Genomic DNA, 18144 nt, shown 5'->3' on the forward strand with positions numbered 1-18144 from the left:
CTCGAAGAGCGAGTAGCGCCTCAACTAAAGGGGCTATTATGCGCTGATGGGTTGATACAGTTCAAACAGCCTAGTGAGATCTGCGTTATATTGCAGATATGTTTATCGATTAAGGTAAGAAAATGAGTAAGGATCTAACCTGTACCGCCAATGAAACAGAAGTATGTTGTTGCGTTGATGTCGGTACTATTCTCGATGGTGAGGATTGCACTGCGGAAGTGTCTGCTGTCGTTGCCGATGAAGCTGCTTTGGAAACGATCTTGGCCCATTGGTTGTCTATGGCCGAAAGCAAGTCGTCCGAGCCGGTTGAAGTGGTCGAAGTGAAGAAGCAAGAGGTCGCCGGTGGCATTGAAGTCTCTGGTACTTATCGCTTTGGCTGTCAGGCGGAAGGGCTGTTGTTCCAATTGGCACTAAGATAATTTCTGCGAAATAGCCTGCGTTTTTGTTCGAGCGGAAACGTAGCAAAGAGATGAATAAAAAAGGGCTGTGACGACAGCCCTTTTTTGTGCCCGAGAGTCACTGTTTAGGCAGTCGGATACAGCGGTGGTAATGACGTTTCGTTGGCTGGAACAGTCTGCATATAGCTGCTCTTTATTGCCGCTAATAGGGGCTCGGCAGGCCAAGTTTCGGCCTGTTGGTTGACCGCTTTATCCAGTGACGTTAGTTGATTTTCAATCTGTATGGCATTGGTGGCCGATACGGAAGCTAACCACTGCCGACGGCTGCGCCAGCCCTGAGATAAGCACCAACGCTGCAAGCCTTGTTGGATCGCGGCGGGTTGCGCTGTTGTACACACTTTTTCCAATTCAGCAAAAGAGAGGTTTTTCGCTGATGCAGGCTGTATCTGTGCCTGAGGTGTCGACTTGCTGCGCTTCAGATAGCTATAGATTGCAGCCGTTAATGTCACTAACCACAAGATGCTCATTAATATAAATGGCCAGAACCAGGTGCTGTCTTGTTCAACCTGCGCAGGGGATGCTTGTCGCGTATTCTCTGCGAGCGGCACTTGTCCTTCGGCGGCTATCACGGTAAATGTTCGTGCCGGCAGTTCTGCTGTTCTTTGTCTATTTTGCGCTGTATCCCACCAACTCACTGAGAGCGCCGGGAACGTGAGTTCTCCCGCTTGGGTTGGGATCAAGGCGACAGACTCCACACGCTGGGCGATCAGACGATCTTCCTGTACATAGGTGTCGTTAATCGCTTTATCTGGATAGACCTTAACGGTTGCCGGGTATTGGATCTGCAAATTTGGCAACTGTTTATCTTCAATGCCGATGGCACTGAGGGTGATGGTGCGGGTGATCGGCTCTCCTACCGTCAATTGGCTATTTTGCGGTTGCCATTCATCATGCAAGGTGACTAATTCCGATGGTAGCCAGTGGCCGCTGTAGTTTTCGGGTGCAGCTTTTACCTGCAGTGTCAGAGTGGGTGCCGACTCGTTGACTGGCAACCCGTACAACTGCCCCCGCGAATTTTGCTTCACCAATTGTCCTTTGACGTTGGCACCGATGATCTCGTAACTGCCAGCTTGTTCTGGCACCACAGCAAAGTTGCGTTGGATCACTTGGTAGCGACGGCCATCGACTATCTCTGTGGTTTTAGTATCAGAGCCGATATTGCGGATCGCCGCATCGGCCATCTGTGGATCAGCCAGGCTACCGTTGCGTAGTTCTTCGCCGAGATAAAGTTTGACGCTATAGCTGATCTGTTGTCCTAAATAAGCGGTGGTACTGGACAGTTCGGCGTCAATAAATAGATCCCGCGCTGGTCCAGTTTGCTTGGGTATTGGTCGCACATCGATAGTCACCGGTTTGCCCTTCACGCCATCGACAGAGGCGGCGGGCAGGGTATAAGTGCCTGCTTTGCGTGCATAAATTTCGGTGCGCCAGGTGGTTTGCCGTCTACTATCGCCATTGATGATTTGATAGTTACGGCTGACATTTGTTGCACCTACCACTAGGCCTTGCCGTAATAGCGCATCACGATCCAATTCCAGTTTGTCGGCGTTGGCATCGACACTGATGGTCAGCACAAAACGCTCCTCCACAAACACTGGATTAGGTGCCACAGAGCTGTCAATTTGCATGCTTGCCAATGACTGGTTGGCCCAAAGCAGCAGGATCAAAAGGGCAAAAAATCGTTGCATATGTGCTACCAAAGTTGTGTCTCCTCGCTTGTCTCTCCGGCTTTTTCCCGTCGCAGATGTTCAAGCTTCATTTTGTTTCTGAGCAGTAATGACGGATCGTCGGGGATCTGCTCTAACCAGCGTTGTAGTTTTTGCTCTTCAGGGGAAAGGGGCTCTCCTGGGGCGGTGGCGTAGGCCTGCGCTCCCTCTTGTTCTGGTTTGTCATCATTTATCTCCGGGTTAGCTGTCACCGGTTGTGGCTGTGGCATTTCAGCCTGACCATCGGGCTCGCTTCCGTCCTGTTCGCCGGGAGTCGGTTGTGGTGCCTTTAGTGCTGATTCATCGACCTCCAACTCGGAATCACCAGCGTTGCCCGCTGGCGGTTGGCTATCACTGTCTGCGGCTTCGTTCGGCGGCTGCTCGCCACCAGTTTGCTCTTGCGGTGGTTGATCGCCGGTGCCGTTTTTGCTCGTTTCGCTATTTTCGCCATCACCTGGTGGTTGTTGATCCGGTTGATTTTCTTCACTATCGCCTTCGCCGGGCTGGCCCTGCTGCTCTTGTTGTTCGTCGCCAGGTTGCCCTTGTTGCGACTCATCATTACCGTCGCCAGACTCTCCCTGAGACTGGTCAGGATTGTCTTCCATCAGGTCCATAATGCGCTGACGATTGGTGGCCGCATTCGCTAACTCTGGATCCAGTTCAAGGGCGCGGTTATAGGCGTCTAATGCTTCTTGGTACTGTTGTGACATCGCCAGTGCATTGCCACGATTGTAATGATTAATAGCATCATCAAATTCAGCATAGATAGCTGCGGCTTCTTCATATTGCCCCGCTTTATAGAGGCTAGCCGCGCGCCAGGCATCATTATCAAATGTTGCTGCCGCTTTGGCATAGTCGCCGTTTGCGAAAGACTCCGCCGCCAGTTGGTCATCGCTTTTCAGGGCATCAGGCAACCAATCGGCTTTGACCTGCGGAGCGGGCAGCAGTATTGGCACGCCCAACAGCAAGATGAGTAGGCCGCGACGAAACGCAGACAGTGCCAGAGGTAACAACAGCAGCACTAACCAATAACCGCTGTCGTGCCATTGCCACACCTCACCATCAACGGTTTGCGCTGTTTGGCTGTCGCCCTGGCTTATTGCCAATAAACTTTTGATATCGAGGTCGTCACTGCGAATACGAATATATTGACCGCCACTGTTCTGACTGGCTTTGCGCAGTGTGTTCTCTTCTAATGTGGGTACCGGCAGTTCGCCGTCCACCATCTTCAGGAGGCTGCCGTCGGGCATGCGGATCGGTCCACCATTGGGCGTACCCACCCCCAAAATGGACAGTTCAAAGCGGTCACCCAACAGGGCTTGGATCCGCTGCTGCTGTCCGGGTCTTATCTCATCACCAATGAGAAACAGTTGCCCCTTTTGATAGCCTGCGCTGGTGAGCAGTTCGATTGCCAGTGCCACGGCTTTATCAGGGCGGCTCCCCATCGCCGGCATGATGCTGGGATCTAATGCGGGGATCATGGTTTTCAGATTATTGATATCCGAGGTTAATGGGCTGAGTACATAGGCATCGCCAGCGAAGCTGATCAGTCCGGTGTCCCCCTCCTGCCAGCCATCTAATAGATCCATGGCTTTGTAGCGTGCTTGGACTAAACGATTTGGTTTGAGATCGGTTGCCAGCAGCGACAGTGACATATCCATAATCAACACTCGCCCGTTGGGGGCGGCGGACAGTGGGGTTTGCACCTGATACCAACTAGGGCCAGCCATCGCCAAAGTAAGTAAGCACCAGATCGCACTGAGCAGCCATAGCCATCCCTTGTGTGCGGGGGAATCGTCGGTTATCAAACGCTTTAGTAAGTCGGGGTGCACGAGCTTTTGCCAACCGGAGTTGGCGAAGTTCTGCCGCCATAACCACCAGATCACCAAGGGAAGGGGCAATAGGCTCAATAACCAAAATGGGCGCAGGAGATGAAAGTCAGTTAGCCAGTTCATTGTTGATCTCCAGATACATTGGCTGCATTAGCTGGAGGCAGTGTTAGCCGGTTTGCGAACATCGACCAAAAGAAGGCTGCTGTGATCAGTAGGAATGCTAACCCTAAAGGCCAAAAATAGATCTCGGTGGTTGGTCGTAACATTGGACGGTCTTGGTCAATGGGTTCTAGTTGTTCAATCTCTTGGTAGATCTGTGCCAGATCTTCAGCATCTCTGGCGCGAAAATAGCGGCCGCCGGTCAGGGCGGCTATTTTGGTCAGTGTGACCTCATCCAGATCGGCACTGGGATTAACTTTGCGGGTGCCCATGAAGGTCCGCTTAATCATTTCGTCGGCACCGACGCCTATGGTATAAACCTTCACCCCTTGTTCTGCGGCCACCTTGGCTGCATCCAGTGGGCTCACTTCACCGGCGGTGTTCTGGCCGTCGGTAAGTAATATCAGGATCTTTTGTGGTTGTTCATCGGCTAATAGGCGTTTGGTGGCTAAGCCTATCGCTTCACCAATGGCGGTTGATTGCCCAACCAGGCCAATCACCGTATCCGCTAGCAGTTGTTTCACGGTGCCGGTATCGAAGGTGAGAGGGGCTTGCTGGTAGGCGTTGTCAGCAAACAAGATCAAACCCACCCGATCGCCATTGCGCCGCTCAATAAACTCGCCAACCACGTGTTTTACTAGGGTTAGACGGTCAACCGCGCGGCCTCTGACCTGCATATCTTCAATCTCCATGCTCCCTGAGAGATCCACTGCGAGCATGAGATCACGTCCTTTGGCTGGCACTTCCACGGGATCTCCCAACCACTGTGGGCGGCTGGCGGCAATCACCAGCAGCACCCACGCTATTACCGCAAGCCATTTGATCTGTACCGGCCGGCCGCCACTGTTGGCTGTAAGCGAGTGTTGCGACAGCAAGGCAAAGGTTGGTAACCGCAAAGCGCCCGCTTTTGTCTCTACTTGCGGCAGAAAAAAGTAACTCAGTAGCGGCAGCGGCAGGGCAAGAAGCAGCCAAAGCCATTGAAACTCAAGCATCTTTCCTCCCTCTGTTTTGTTGTGTTGCAGCTGTTGTGCGGTGATGAGGTAACCGAGTGTGCTGTAACCAGTACGCTGCGGCAGCACGTAACGCCGGCACCTGCGTCGAGGCTGAAAAATCGGCCTTAAATCGTTGATCATCTGCGAGCAGTTGCAGTGGTGAGATCTGCTCGCGTAGCTTGGACGGAAGATGCACTGCTAAATTGTCGAACCAAGCTTTTCCGCTGGCTGGTTGTACGCTGAGCGCGTGGGGCTGGTAGGCGCGTATCACCTGTTGCAGTAGCTGTTTCAGTGGCCAAAGCTGCGCCAGGGTATTGTCATCCATCGCGGTCAGTGTCCGTAAACCGATACGGCAATAGCGTCGCTGCTGATAGCGAAGATAAAGTGCCACTGTGATGGCCACTGCGCATAACAGCACGGCAACGAGCAAGGCGATCAGCGACCATGAGATGCTGCTGACCATAGGTGGCAGTAGAAGATCTTCAAGGTCTAATTTAGCGCCCATGATGCTGCCTCCGCCACTGCTTGTTGATCTCTTCGTGGGCACCGATATGAAATAAGCGACAGCCACTTTTTTGTAGCTGGTCTAAACGGCTCTGGCGCGCCTGCTCTAAGCGTTGTTGGCATTGCTGGCGCTGGTTGCGTTGACTGAGGGGGAGGATGGCGCGCTGATTGCCATCGGTGATCATCAGATCATTGCCAAACTCAGTTTCAGGTAACTGGATCTCCAATGGGTCATAGATCTCTCCTGCGATGAGGTCGTTGTGGCGCCCCAGCAGGTTGAGGTGGCGGATCCCTTCGTCATTGAGCTGTTGGAAATCACTGATTAGGATCACCTGGCTACCGGGACGGACGATATAACGCAGACGACTTAAGGCGTGGTTAAAATCCTGGGGCTCTGCGCCATGTTGAGGTGTTTGTTCATGTAGTGACACCATGGTGTGGATTAAGTGCAACACCGCAGCAGAGCGACTTTTAGGTTTCAGCTCCTGATGTTGATATTGATTCCAGATCAGACCGCCGATGCGATCGCCATTGTCACAGGCGCACCATGCGAGTTGTGCGGCCAAGTGCGCTGCTTGCACCGATTTAAAACGCCACTGGCTTCCGAAGCGCATGCTGGCACCCAGATCGACAAGCAGAAACACTGGCCGTTCTCGTTCTTCATGGAACAGCTTGGTATGGGCTTTACCTGTGCGCGCGGTAACACGCCAATCGATACTACGAATATCATCACCGGGCTGGTAGTGACGGGTTTCTGCGTACTCCATGCCTCGACCGCGGGCTTTGCTTTGATAGCTACCCGCCAATTTACTACGCAGTTGTCTCGGCTTCAGCAAGGAGATGCCACCGGTTTGCTGTTTCAACGCAATAAGACTGCGTTGCTCCAGCATCCAGCCTGGCTCAGCCCTGTGGGATCTTTCCTCTGTCACGGCAGCGGCACCAAGGCTAATATCTTGTCTAATACCTGATTGACGGTGACGCCGTCAGCTTCTGCTTCATAGCTCAGCAGCAGGCGGTGTCTGAGCACATTATGGAACACGCTATGGATATCATCAGGGGTGACAAAATCGCGCTCTGCTAACCAAGCATTGGCACGGGCACAGCGTTCCAGCGAAATAGTGGCGCGAGGGCTGGCACCGAACTGCAGCCAGCTCGCCAGTTGTTGATCATAAGCGGCAGGTTGGCGGGTGGCGATAATCAGCTGCACCAGATACTGCTCCAACTCTGGCGCCATATGCAGTGACAATATTTTTTTGCGGGCAGAGAAAATACTTTGCTGGGTCAGTTTTTCGTCGATCTTTACCATCTCACCTAACGCTTCGTTACGGCTGAGTTTTAAGATCTGCTGCTCAACTTCTACCCCGGCATAGTCCACTTCCAGATGCATTAAGAAACGATCTAACTGTGCTTCCGGCAGCGGATAGGTGCCTTCTTGTTCGATGGGGTTCTGCGTCGCCATGACCAGGAATAGTTCTGGTAGTTGATAGGTCTTACTGCCGACAGTGATCTGGTGCTCACCCATCGCTTCAAGCAGGGCTGACTGCACCTTGGCCGGCGCCCGGTTGATCTCATCCGCCAGGATCAAATTATGAAACAGTGGCCCCTGTTGGAACTCAAAGCTGCCATTTTCCGGGCGATAGATATCTGTGCCGGTGAGATCAGCAGGCAGCAGGTCAGGGGTGAATTGGACGCGGTGAAAGTCGGCTTCGATGCCGTCAGATAGTGCTTTAATCGCACGGGTCTTGGCTAAGCCTGGAGGCCCCTCAACTAATAAGTGGCCATCGGCTAACAGGGCAACCAAAATATTATGGGTAAGCTCGGGTTGTCCCAAAATCTGCTGATTCAAATAATTGTTGAGTTGTTGGAACTGACTCACTGGCATGGTTTACGTACCTTCTAAGCATTTCTCTGGTGGCTCAACAGTGAGCCTAAGCCTTGGCGGCTATTGGTTTTATCTAATAATGGGGGCGAGATCCAGTATCACAACCGTCACAAATGTAAGGAAAAATCAAAACGGGTGTTTGAAACCGGTCAAGGACTAGCTACAATGCGTTTAGTTAAGAGGTCAGACCTCTAGGCCGAGTAGGCCTCCCTCAATAAACAAATAAGAAAGGTGTGGGATGAGTAAACAGGCATTGCCCCTCGTCAGCCAGGGCGGACATCGTATCGCAGTGGTCTCTGGATTGAGAACGCCATTTGCCAAGCAGGCAACGGCTTTTCATAAAGTCTCTGCGCTGGATCTGGGAAAAACCGTCGTTGCAGAGATGATGCAACGTATCGATCTGGATCCGGCATTAGTTGACATGCTGGTGTTTGGTCAGGTGGTGCAGATGCCTGAAGCGCCCAATATTGCCCGTGAAATTGTGCTGGGGACCGGGATGAATGTGGCGACCGATGCGTATAGTGTGAGCCGCGCTTGTGCGACCAGTTTCCAGTCGGTAGCCAATGTCACCGAGTCTATCCTCGCCGGACAAAGTCAGATCGGTATCGCTGGGGGCGCTGATTCCAGTTCCGTGCTTCCTATTGGCGTCAGTAAGAAATTAGCCACCGTGCTGGTCGAATTGAATAAAGCGCGCACCCTCGGTCAACGGTTAAAGATCATTCGTCAGTTGGGTTTAAAAGATCTGATGCCTGTGCCGCCAGCAGTGGCGGAATACTCCACTGGCCTGAGCATGGGACAAACCGCAGAGCAGATGGCAAAAAGCCATGGCATCACCCGGCAGGCGCAGGATGAACTGGCACACCGTTCTCATACGCTCGCTGCCAAAGCGTGGCAAGACGGTCTGCTAGATGATGAAGTGATGACCGCCCATGTGCCGCCCTATAAATCTTTTATTGAACAAGATAACAATATCCGAGCCGATGGTTCGCTGGCCGGTTACGCCAAATTACGCCCAGCTTTCGATCGTCGCCATGGCACAGTGACCGCCGCTAACAGTACGCCACTGACGGACGGTGCAGCGGCAGTGATGCTGATGCGGGAAGATATCGCGCACTCGTTAGGGCTGGAACCCTTAGGCTATATCCGCAGTTACGCTTTTGCTGCGATTGACGTTTGGCAGGATATGCTGATGGGCCCCTCTTATGCCACGCCAAGGGCCTTAGCTAATGCGGGGATCACGCTGAACGATCTCACTCTGATCGATATGCATGAGGCGTTTGCCGCCCAAGCTTTGTCAAATGTGAAGATGTTTGCCAGCGACAAGTTTGCTCAGGAGAAACTGGGATTAAGCAGTGCCATTGGTGAGATTGATATGGATAAATTTAATGTCCTGGGCGGGTCTATCGCTTATGGCCACCCGTTTGCAGCCACGGGCGCAAGGATGATCACGCAGACACTGCGGGAATTAAAGCGACGGGGAGGCGGGTTAGGCTTAACCACTGCCTGCGCGGCTGGTGGTTTGGGTGCAGCAATGGTATTGGAGGCGTAACCGATGAGCGAACAGAATAACGCATTTACCCTGAGCTACCGTGACGATGGTATCGCTGTACTGACCATGGATGTGGTGGGTGACACCATGAACACCCTCAAGGCTGAGTTTGGCGACGAGGTGAATGGTGTCCTCGATGAACTAGAGGCAAAGTCGGATCTGCAAGGGGTTGTACTGGTCAGTGGTAAGCCAGACTCGTTTGTTGCTGGTGCCGATATCAGCATGCTCGACGCCTGTAGTACGGCCGCTGAGGCGGAAACATTGTCGCTGCAGGGGCATAAAGTATTTGATCGGCTGTTTGCATTGCCTGTTCCCGTTGTCGCGGCGATCCACGGTGCCTGTTTAGGTGGTGGCCTGGAGCTCGCGTTGGCGTGTCACCGCCGCGTATGTAGCGATGATGACAAGACCCGTTTAGGTGTGCCAGAAGTGCAGCTAGGACTGCTCCCCGGTGGTGGCGGTACCCAGCGCTTACCGCAATTAGTTGGCATCGCGAAGTCGTTGGATATGATGCTCACTGGTAAGCAGTTACGGCCGAAGCAAGCACTGAAAATGGGACTGGTTGATGAGGTGGTAGCCAATACTATCTTGCTTGAAACAGCGGTTAAGCTGGTGATGAAAGGCAAACCGAAGACGATCAAGCCGCGCCTAAAAGGAATCGAAAAACTGTTGGAGCGTAATCCGTTTGGTCGCAAGGTACTGTTTGATCAGGCGCGCAAGAAAACTTTGGCTAAGACCCGAGGTAATTATCCTGCGGCAGAGCGAATTTTGGATTGTGTGGAAGCCGGCGTGGCTGACCGCCGCCGCGGTTTTGCTACCGAAGCCAAACACTTTGGCAATCTGGTGCAGTCTGCGGAGTCGCAGCAGTTGCGGAATATCTTTTTTGCTACCACGGAAATGAAGAAAGAGAGTGGTGTCGAGGGCGGAGAAGCTACTGCTATCCATAAGACGGCGGTGCTGGGCGGCGGCTTAATGGGGGCAGGAATTGCTAATGTCACAGCAATGCGAGCCAAGTTGCCGGTACGGATCAAAGATGTGGCTCCTGCAGGAGTCAGCAACGCCTTGCGTTACAGCTATGACCGCTTGTTGAAACAGGTGAAGCGCCGCCATTTGACGAAGCGCCAGATGGAAAACCAGATGGCACGACTGACTGGTGCGACTGACTATTCCGGTTTCAGCGATGTTGATATCGTGGTGGAAGCTGTATTTGAAGATCTCTCTTTGAAGCACAGTATGGTGAAAGAGGTGGAGGCGAACGCTAAGCCGAACACCGTATTTGCCAGCAACACTAGCTCGCTGCCCATAGCTCAGATCGCAGAAGCCGCAGCACGTCCCGAAAACGTGATTGGTTTACACTACTTTTCCCCGGTAGAAAAAATGCCGTTGGTTGAAGTGATCGCCCACGATAAAACCTCTGCAGACACCATTGCTACCACGGTGGCCTTTGCCAAGAAGCAGGGCAAAACACCTATCGTCGTGAAAGATGGTGCGGGTTTTTACGTGAATCGTATTTTGGCGTTGTATGTGAATGAAACGGCGCAAATACTGCTGGAAGGCCATGGTGTAGATACCATCGATCGCGCCTTATTGAACTTTGGATTCCCAGTGGGACCGTTCAAATTGCTCGATGAAGTGGGCATTGATGTCGGTAGCAAGATCGCTCCTATTCTGGAGAGCGAGTTGGGTGAACGGTTTAAAGCTCCAGACGCATTTTCGAAGTTGATCGCGGATGGTCGTCTTGGCAAGAAAAGTAAGAAAGGTTTTTACGATTACGGTAAAAAATCGAAAGGGAAGCAGGTCGATCTGTCCGTTTACGGCGTGTTAGGCATGCAACCAACCGCCACCACCAATGCATCGGCTGTGGCGGAGCGCGCGGCGTTACAGATGCTGAATGAAGCGGCACGATGCCTAGAAGAGGGGATCATCGCTTCGCCTCGTGATGGTGATATTGGTGCTATTTTCGGTATCGGTTTTCCACCTTTTTTAGGTGGGCCTTTCCGTTATATGGACACCTTGGGAGCCAAGCATGTTGTGCATACGCTTAATGGCTTGAAAGAGACCCATGGCGAACGTTTTACCCCGTGTGATTTGCTACAACGCATGGCGGAAAATGATGAAAAATTTTACCAATAGTTCTTAGTTGTTGGCTGTATTAGGGAAAAGGCGGTTATAACCGCCTTTTTTTGTGGTTATTTTTCATACATTGCGATGGTATGATCTTGAGTATGAATAGTGTTCCAGGCTGGCGTTTTTGTTTGGCGTGTTGTGTTGCTGCCGTATGGCGAGTCATTGCAATTAGGTAATTTGATAGGACTTTGTTGTGTTGCTGTTATTTGTTCCGTTAAGTGTCATTTGTGCGCTGTTTTTCTATGTAGAAGCGATGAAGTCAGCAATGAAGGCGAAACGCTGGGCGTTTGCCGCTGCTCTGGTTGGCCCTTTTGTGTGGCCACTGTTTCGGGTGGAGCGACGTATGCAGTGGCGGCGAAACGCCGGAACCAGTGCGGTGGTCTGGGCGGCATAACCTCGCATAGAGTGACCGTTATGCCGTGCGCGGTGCTGTCTCCATTAGTTCGATGGGCAGATTGCCTTGCTGGGTTGAGAGTAGTGTCGTCATATCACGCTGGGATAGCGGCTTACTGAAGTAATAGCCTTGGCAGACATCGCAGCTCATGGCACTGAGTATTTTCAATTGGTCGCGGGTTTCAACGCCTTCGGCTATCACTTCCAGCCCTAAATTGTGGGCAATGGTAATAATGGCGTTGGCCATCTGCCGATCTTCCAGCGAACTTTCCAGATCCATGACAAAGGTGCGATCGATCTTCAGCGTGGTAATGGGGAATTTCTTCAAATAGGCCAGTGACGAATAGCCAGTGCCAAAATCGTCCAGTGCCAACATGATCCCTTGACGTCGCAATGCCTGCATCGATTCCACCGCGGTCTTCGGGCTCTGCATAACCGAGCTCTCGGTTATTTCCAACTCCAGCGCGTTTGCGGGTAAGCCCGTCTTCGCCAACACCGCTTCTACGTGATCGCTGAAGTTATCAAGATCGAGCTCTTTGGCCGACAGGTTGATGGCAATGTGGCCCTTATAGAGGCCAATATCTCGCCACTGCTGAACGGTTTTACACGCCTGTTCCAATACCAGATTGCCGATATCGATAATCAGCCCTGATTCCTCCGCCAGCGGCATAAAATCACCGGGGAAAATAAGCCCTTGCTCTGGATGCCGAAGCCTGACCAGGGCTTCCATTCCCACCATCTGCTGTCGCTCAACAGAGTATTGTGGTTGATAGTGAACTTCGAACATGCCCTCTTTTAATGCCTGACGCATCAATGATTCTAAATGCAGCCGTTTTATCGCTTGTTCGTTCATCGACTCGCTGAAAAACTGGTAGCGGTTGGCGCCCTGATTTTTCGCGTAGTACATGGCGATATCAGCTTTCTTAAGCAACTCCTCTGTGCTTTCACCATCCAGGGGATACATGGCAATACCGATGCTGCTGGTGACAAACAGTTCAGATCCTTGCAGGGTAAAAGGGTCGTTGAGGGTCTGCATGGCGCGTTTGGCTACTTCTGTCAGAGTGCTGACAGAATTACTGCCCTCGATGACAATGGCGAACTCGTCTCCGCCTAATCGATAGAGGGTATCTTGTGAGCGGCAACAGCGCTTTAAACGGCGAGCAACGGCACACAAAACCTGATCGCCGGCATGGTGGCCTAATGAGTCATTCACCTTCTTAAAATCGTCTAAGTCGAACACCAGTAAGGCATGGGGCTCGGTTCTGCGTACCATGTGCTTGTGGTTAGCATAAAACAGCGAACGATTCGGCAGTTCTGTAAGGGTGTCAGAGTTCGCCAGTTTACGCAGTTCGCGTTCAGTGTTCTTACGTTGGGTGATGTCGGAGAAAACCCCCACATAGTGGGTAAACTGACCTTCATCATCACTGACCGCATCTATGGTCAGCTCGATTTGAAAAATATCACCATTGGCGCGGTTGGCTTCCAATTCGCCAAACCAGCGCCCAGTACTTTTCAAGGTTTGCTTGAGCTGCTCAGTAAATTGCTGGGGATAACGGTCAAAGGCGAACTGCCAGTTGGTTAGCTGCTCCTTCTGGTAGCCGGTGATTTTGCAGAATGCCTGATTCACATCCACCGCTTTGAAGGCTTTATCAAGGATCACCACGGCATCGGAGATATTCTCTAAAGTGTGGGAAAACAGCAGGTGTTGATCTTTACTCTGCATCAGGTGGTTGATATCAGACAGCGTCCCCGCCATGCGGGTTGCATGCCCTTGGTTGTCTTTCCCAACGACTCGGCCACGGTCGAGTACCCAAAACCAGCTGTCACTGTGTTGCCCTTTGAGCCGGTAGGTGATCTGGAACTGATCACTACCCCCTTGAATATGTTCATTCAAGGCCTTTCTGACCCGGGGTAGATCTTTTGGATGAATAGTACCGGCGGTATAGTGGTCGTCACTCCGCAAGCCATCGTCAGGAAAGTAGTCCCAATGATGGCCACGATGAAACTCCTGCTTGGCAATATCCCACTCCCACCACTCGTCGCCACTGGCATTAAGTGAGTGATTTAGTCGCACGAGTTGCTCGTTCAGCTGGTGCCGACGATGTTGTATGCGACTCATTAACTTGCTAAGCAATTTATACATCAACAAACAAGTGCCAATGACGATCAGGATAATTTCAGCATAGTCGCTGATATTCGAACCTGCTGAATTAGCGAACTTATTTGCGGCGGCAAATGAGGGGGGACAGATCGTTACACTGAAAGCAGTCAAACCGCTTAATAGGGAAGTTCTTAGTAATTTTTTAGACGACAACAACGCTGGCAAAACAACCCCAATTAACCATGGCGCCCAGTGGTTAGGTGCCATGATTTATTTATGATAATCAGCTGGTTATGAACCGTTGGTGAAAAATGATACTGATATCATTGGTAACAAAATCGCACATTATGGGAAATTGCTTAAACAGACAAGGCTTGATATCGCATTGTTTGATCTTGATTAGTTGAGAACAAACCTTTCGCACATTAGTTTGAACTCGGCAATGTTTTCCACATGCGTCACGTCTTTGTCTGCCACCGGGGTTGGGTCTTGTTCGCCATGGCTGTATAGCACCACGCGATCGACCTCGGTTGATAGCAGGCGCTCCTCAACAAAGCGTTGAATACGTTGCTTGGTGAGCCCTTGAATATGCTTAGCCACATGCTCTCTTTGGTTAAACTCAATGTCCTTATTACCAATACTGACCCAATAACGCTGAGCCAGGGTTCTTAAGTTGTTGTCGGGTTCAATTACCTGATTAATGAGTCCTAGTTGGGCGTGTTGCCACTCCTCATCCGACATTTGCTCGAGTATGGCCGGGAAAGTTTTCAAGAATTCATCGACGGCTGAAAGCAGGGTGTTCGGGCCGTTATTTGGCGATTGTAGGTACATAATGAGGCCCGGATGGCGTTGCATCGGCAAGTAACCCGTGCCCACCATATAACCCAGCTGTTGCTGTGTTCGCAATTCATGGAAGAAAGGCGATGACAACAGATGGTTGAGGAGTAAGAACAGAGCCACTTTATTTGGAGAGGTGAGGGTGGATTGGTAGTAAACCACCAGAGCCGCGTCGTTGTGGGGAACTTCCAGTTGACGATGAAGTGTGCCTAGGCCGCCTATATTTAGCAGCTCGCGGGGGCAACCTTTACCTGGGCGGGCATGACTAAACAGGCGTTGCTGTACCCAATTCCCCAGCTCGGCAGCTTCGTCAGCTAGCCAATCGCCATGGATCATCATCTCTAAATGCAGTTCCACTTTGAAGCTGTCTACGTAGTCTCGCAGTTGCGGCAGGGTGACATTCTGGATCTCATCAGCCAGCCTTCTAGGGCCTGGATTAGCCGGTTGCAACAGTGCCGCCAACTCGGAAAAAAGTTGGCTGACCGGACGGTTCTTCTCGGCATTTTTCCAGTGGCGAAGTAGCTGACTTTTTAGCTGGACAAAACTCTGCTCATGAAACTCGGGATAGTAGAGGTGCTGTAGCAGGGTTTCTAATAACAGGCGTTGTTTACCGGTAAAACCGGCCAGGTGCAAAGTGACACCGCACTGATGGGCATAGATGTGGTAGCTAAGTCCGGCTATCTCTGCGGGATAAGTGGTCTCTGACAGGTTATCTAAAATCATCTCTACCGCCAGACGCAACATGGCTATCTCGGTCGGATTTCGGCTGGCATAGGGGCTATCAACGCTTAAATAGAGATGCCCTTTGGGCTGGTTAAATTTCTCTTCCTGTTTATGCCAAAGGCGGAAGTGAGGTTGGTCAACCAGTCGCACCGGATGGGCAAGCGGCTGGGCTACCTCGCGCGGTTCATTGGCGGCCACTAAATAGGGATTGGGTGGCGGTAATACATGGGGACGCAAAGACACCTTTGGTTGTTTCCAGCTGGTGAGCATCTCTTCATCAAAGGGAAACACACTGTAGTGAGTAAAGTAGAGCTTTGCTTCGCGATCGGTATTGACCTCAGGAGCGATGACATAAAGGCGCATATTTTCAGGTTTGAGCAATGCCAAGCGGGCGTTGGCTTCCGCTTGAATCAGCCCTTCCATGCGGTAATCGCCGTAGATCACATCTTCTTCGTTGTAGTGCTGCATATTAACTGCAAGATGACCAACGAGGTCGATAGGGCGTCCTTTCTCCTGAAAACGGAATGCTTGTTCGGTCAGCTGTTTCTTCTCGGCGTAGCGCCAATCTTCAAGGCCGTTCGCTTTAATCTCGTTGATCAGGGCAAAGGTATGCTCAACGATATCTGGCACATGGCCTAAGCCCTGCTCGGTTAGCAGAAACTCAATATTAAAATCTTTGAAGTTACTGCCGTTAATGCCGCCGCCCGCCGACATGCTGGAGACCCAATTGTTCGCCTTTAATTGCGCAAGCAGGCTGTCACTGCCTTCGTCGCCGAGTAGGTGACTGATGAAGTTGACCGGTTTAGTGCGGTAGCAGCTATCTACCTCCGGCATAGCGAAACTCATGATCAGTTTACGAACCGTTTTTTGCGGTTTAACTAATAGCGTGATGCCTTGATCTTCTGGTCGATACAGTGGCTCTTTGACCAGGCTGGGTTTGGTTTCTCCACTGCGCACGCCATCAAACACTGAGATCGCTTCAATCTGTTCGGCTAATGGCATCGCGCTGAGCATACACAGGGTCATGTTGCCGGCGTGGTAGTTTTGCGCAAAATAGTCACGTAATTCGGTTGCCAGTTCCGAGCCTTCTCTGTCGGCTAGGGTCTCCAAATCACCCACTGAGAATTTGGCAAACGGGTGAGCTGGGTTAATGGTTTCTTTATGTACTTGAAACAGGCGGCGCACATCGTCTTTGATCTTCATCCGGTATTCGGCATCGATCGACTGACGCTCTTTCTCTAACCAGCCGGGATCGAGCAATGGAGCGATAAAAAACTGAGCAAAGCGATCTAGCGCAGGTAAAAATTGTTGGTGGTCAATATCAAAGAAATAGCAGCTGTGTTCGGTGCCGGTCCAGCCGTTATGATTGCCACCGTGTGTTGAGATAAATTTTTGATAATCTTCGGCATTTGGATATTTTTCTGTGCCGAGGAATAGCATATGTTCGAGTAGGTGAGACATGCCCTGGCGTTCGAAGGGGTCATTGAAATGACCCACATTCACCGCTAATGCAATGGCAGATTTTGTCGCTTGCGGATCTTCTGCTAACAACACTCGCAGGCCATTTTCTAGCGTCAGATAGCGATAGCTTCTGTGGTCATTTGGGCTGGTGAGCACGCTGCCTCCGTCTCAAACTGGGTGACATTAAATACTAGTTGATCATCAAAGGCTTGTCGCAATCTTTGTTATGTTGACTGTAATTTATGAGCGTTCTGCTTGCCCTATGTATGGGGCTTCCCTATGCTACAGCTTGCATAAGCATATTAGTCAGTACGGTTGTATCCCCATGCAAGTGTTTATTATGCGTCATGGTCAAGCAGAAGAGTTAGCAGGGCGCGATAAAGATCGTGCACTGACACCTGATGGACGCTTGGAAAGCAGTTTGATGGCTCGTTGGCTGGTCGAACAGGGCGGGCATTTTCAGTATGCGCTGGTGAGCCCCTATCTGCGTGCGCAGCAAACCTTCTCGCAAGTTAATGCCGTTTTAGGTATTCAGCGTAGTGATGTCGAAGTGTTGGAAGAGCTAACGCCCCACGGCACACCTGATGCCGTGGCAGACTATCTCTATGCATTGGCCGACAAAGGGATTGATTCGCTTCTTATTGTCTCTCATATGCCGCTGGTGAGTTTTTTGGTTGAGCAGTTAGATTGTAAGCACGCCACACCGATGTTTTCCCCCTCATCTGTTGCACGTATCGACTTTGATATCGAAAGCCAGTATGGCCATCTACTGGCCGTGCAGGACGCCGTCAACATGGCGTAGTTCGCCGTTCTGGATACTCAGGCTTGCCGTGTGTCGTCCTGTGCCAGCAGGATAAGTAGGGCATTACGGCCACCAAACTCTCTCGGCGCTTCACAGAAGGCTAACACATCCGGATGTTGCACCAGCCACTTTGGTAGCTGGGCTTTTAGTATCCCCATGCCTTGTCCATGCATGACCGACACGACATCTATCCACTCTCGTTTACTGGTGGCAAACAGTGCCAGCAGCTCTTGTTTCGCTTCAGCACGACTCAAACCATGCAGATCAAGAAATAGTGCTGGCGCCAAATCACCACGGCGCAAACGCTTTAATTGATGTGAAGGCAACGAGGGGTGGCGAAATTCGACGCCCCGACTGAAATCCAGTAACGGCTCATAGTCATCGCTGAAAAACTGGTCGACCTGCCGTTGTTGCTGGTTGTCAGACGCTTGTTTTATGTGCTGTTTAGTCTGTGCACGGGCGTGACGTATGGTATCCTGCTGCAACTTTTGCGAGCCGGAGACGGCTTGCCTGAACAGTTGCATCTCGTCGTCTGTTGTTATGGGTGGTTTTTTCATTAATTAATTACCAGCGATGGCTGTAACGGGTCGTGATAGTGACCATGGTACTGAGAGAGGAATA

14 protein-coding genes are annotated in these 18144 nt (G+C 51.4%); 5 read left to right on the forward strand and 9 right to left on the reverse strand.

Annotated features, from left to right (window positions below; translation table 11 throughout):
• Nucleotides 1-122 precede the first annotated feature (122 nt).
• Nucleotides 123-419, forward strand: a complete 297-nt coding sequence (locus DU002_RS14040; RefSeq protein WP_114339021.1) for a YfcZ/YiiS family protein — start codon at nt 123-125, stop codon at nt 417-419.
• A gap of 104 nt (nt 420-523) precedes the next feature.
• Here DU002_RS14040 and DU002_RS14045 read toward each other — a convergent pair whose 3' ends face one another.
• From DU002_RS14045 to DU002_RS14070, 6 genes are read right to left on the reverse strand one after another with little or no spacing between them, the layout of a single operon-like run.
• Nucleotides 524-2146: a BatD family protein gene (locus tag DU002_RS14045; RefSeq protein WP_147271866.1), complete on the reverse strand. Its 1623-nt coding sequence runs from the start codon at nt 2144-2146 to the stop codon at nt 524-526.
• Between the two features lie 5 nt (nt 2147-2151).
• The gene (locus DU002_RS14050) at nt 2152-4119 is read right to left on the reverse strand and encodes a VWA domain-containing protein (RefSeq protein WP_114339023.1); all 1968 of its coding nucleotides are present in this window, start codon (nt 4117-4119) and stop codon (nt 2152-2154) included.
• Nucleotides 4116-5147, reverse strand: a complete 1032-nt coding sequence (locus tag DU002_RS14055) for a vWA domain-containing protein (RefSeq protein ID WP_114339024.1) — start codon at nt 5145-5147, stop codon at nt 4116-4118. The genes DU002_RS14050 and DU002_RS14055 overlap by 4 nt, the downstream gene beginning before the upstream one ends.
• Nucleotides 5140-5652, reverse strand: coding sequence for a DUF4381 family protein (locus tag DU002_RS14060; RefSeq protein ID WP_114339025.1), 513 nt, complete (start codon nt 5650-5652; stop codon nt 5140-5142). Before DU002_RS14060 ends, DU002_RS14055 begins: the two co-directional genes overlap by 8 nt.
• Nucleotides 5642-6580, reverse strand: a complete 939-nt coding sequence (locus DU002_RS14065) for a DUF58 domain-containing protein (protein WP_147271867.1) — start codon at nt 6578-6580, stop codon at nt 5642-5644. Before DU002_RS14065 ends, DU002_RS14060 begins: the two co-directional genes overlap by 11 nt.
• Nucleotides 6577-7533 carry an AAA family ATPase gene (locus tag DU002_RS14070; RefSeq protein WP_114339027.1) on the reverse strand — a complete coding sequence of 319 codons (957 nt, stop codon included), beginning with the start codon at nt 7531-7533 and terminating at the stop codon, nt 6577-6579. Before DU002_RS14070 ends, DU002_RS14065 begins: the two co-directional genes overlap by 4 nt.
• Nucleotides 7534-7771: 238 nt before the next feature.
• On the opposite strand from DU002_RS14070, the gene fadI reads away from it, so the two are divergent.
• From fadI to DU002_RS14085, 3 genes are all read left to right on the forward strand, one after another.
• Nucleotides 7772-9082, forward strand: coding sequence for an acetyl-CoA C-acyltransferase FadI (gene fadI, locus DU002_RS14075; protein ID WP_114339028.1), 1311 nt, complete (start codon nt 7772-7774; stop codon nt 9080-9082).
• A gap of 3 nt (nt 9083-9085) precedes the next feature.
• The gene (gene fadJ, locus DU002_RS14080; protein WP_114339029.1) at nt 9086-11212 is read left to right on the forward strand and encodes a fatty acid oxidation complex subunit alpha FadJ; all 2127 of its coding nucleotides are present in this window, start codon (nt 9086-9088) and stop codon (nt 11210-11212) included.
• A 187-nt stretch (nt 11213-11399) separates the two neighbouring features.
• Nucleotides 11400-11600, forward strand: coding sequence for a hypothetical protein (locus tag DU002_RS14085; protein WP_233496505.1), 201 nt, complete (start codon nt 11400-11402; stop codon nt 11598-11600).
• An 18-nt stretch (nt 11601-11618) separates the two neighbouring features.
• Here DU002_RS14085 and DU002_RS14090 read toward each other — a convergent pair whose 3' ends face one another.
• The gene (locus DU002_RS14090) at nt 11619-13718 is read right to left on the reverse strand and encodes a bifunctional diguanylate cyclase/phosphodiesterase (RefSeq protein ID WP_158538063.1); all 2100 of its coding nucleotides are present in this window, start codon (nt 13716-13718) and stop codon (nt 11619-11621) included.
• 381 nt (nt 13719-14099) lie between these two features.
• Nucleotides 14100-16877: an insulinase family protein gene (locus DU002_RS14095; RefSeq protein ID WP_114339031.1), complete on the reverse strand. Its 2778-nt coding sequence runs from the start codon at nt 16875-16877 to the stop codon at nt 14100-14102.
• Nucleotides 16878-17046: 169 nt separating this feature from the next.
• On the opposite strand from DU002_RS14095, the gene sixA reads away from it, so the two are divergent.
• Entirely contained in the window at nt 17047-17523 is a 477-nt protein-coding gene (sixA, locus tag DU002_RS14100; protein WP_158538064.1) for a phosphohistidine phosphatase SixA, read from the forward strand.
• Nucleotides 17524-17540: 17 nt separating this feature from the next.
• Here the strand turns inward: sixA and smrB are convergent, their stop codons facing one another.
• Nucleotides 17541-18080: an endonuclease SmrB gene (gene smrB, locus DU002_RS14105; protein ID WP_114339033.1), complete on the reverse strand. Its 540-nt coding sequence runs from the start codon at nt 18078-18080 to the stop codon at nt 17541-17543.
• Nucleotides 18081-18144 lie beyond the last annotated feature (64 nt).

This window comes from Corallincola holothuriorum, from assembly GCF_003336225.1.
GTDB lineage: Bacteria > Pseudomonadota > Gammaproteobacteria > Enterobacterales > Neiellaceae > Corallincola > Corallincola holothuriorum.

Excerpts from the sequence above, each read along its gene's own strand:
- DU002_RS14090 (WP_158538063.1), bottom strand. The coding sequence starts at position 13,718 with ATGAGTCGCATACAACATCGTCGGCACCAGCTGAACGAGCAACTCGTG.
- DU002_RS14055 (WP_114339024.1), bottom strand. The coding sequence starts at position 5,147 with ATGCTTGAGTTTCAATGGCTTTGGCTGCTTCTTGCCCTGCCGCTGCCG.
- fadI (WP_114339028.1), top strand. The coding sequence starts at position 7,772 with ATGAGTAAACAGGCATTGCCCCTCGTCAGCCAGGGCGGACATCGTATC.
- DU002_RS14040 (WP_114339021.1), top strand. The coding sequence starts at position 123 with ATGAGTAAGGATCTAACCTGTACCGCCAATGAAACAGAAGTATGTTGT.
- smrB (WP_114339033.1), bottom strand. The coding sequence starts at position 18,080 with ATGAAAAAACCACCCATAACAACAGACGACGAGATGCAACTGTTCAGG.
- DU002_RS14050 (WP_114339023.1), bottom strand. The coding sequence starts at position 4,119 with ATGAACTGGCTAACTGACTTTCATCTCCTGCGCCCATTTTGGTTATTG.
- DU002_RS14070 (WP_114339027.1), bottom strand. The coding sequence starts at position 7,533 with ATGCCAGTGAGTCAGTTCCAACAACTCAACAATTATTTGAATCAGCAG.
- DU002_RS14045 (WP_147271866.1), bottom strand. The coding sequence starts at position 2,146 with ATGCAACGATTTTTTGCCCTTTTGATCCTGCTGCTTTGGGCCAACCAG.
- fadJ (WP_114339029.1), top strand. The coding sequence starts at position 9,086 with ATGAGCGAACAGAATAACGCATTTACCCTGAGCTACCGTGACGATGGT.
- sixA (WP_158538064.1), top strand. The coding sequence starts at position 17,047 with ATGCAAGTGTTTATTATGCGTCATGGTCAAGCAGAAGAGTTAGCAGGG.
- DU002_RS14060 (WP_114339025.1), bottom strand. The coding sequence starts at position 5,652 with ATGGGCGCTAAATTAGACCTTGAAGATCTTCTACTGCCACCTATGGTC.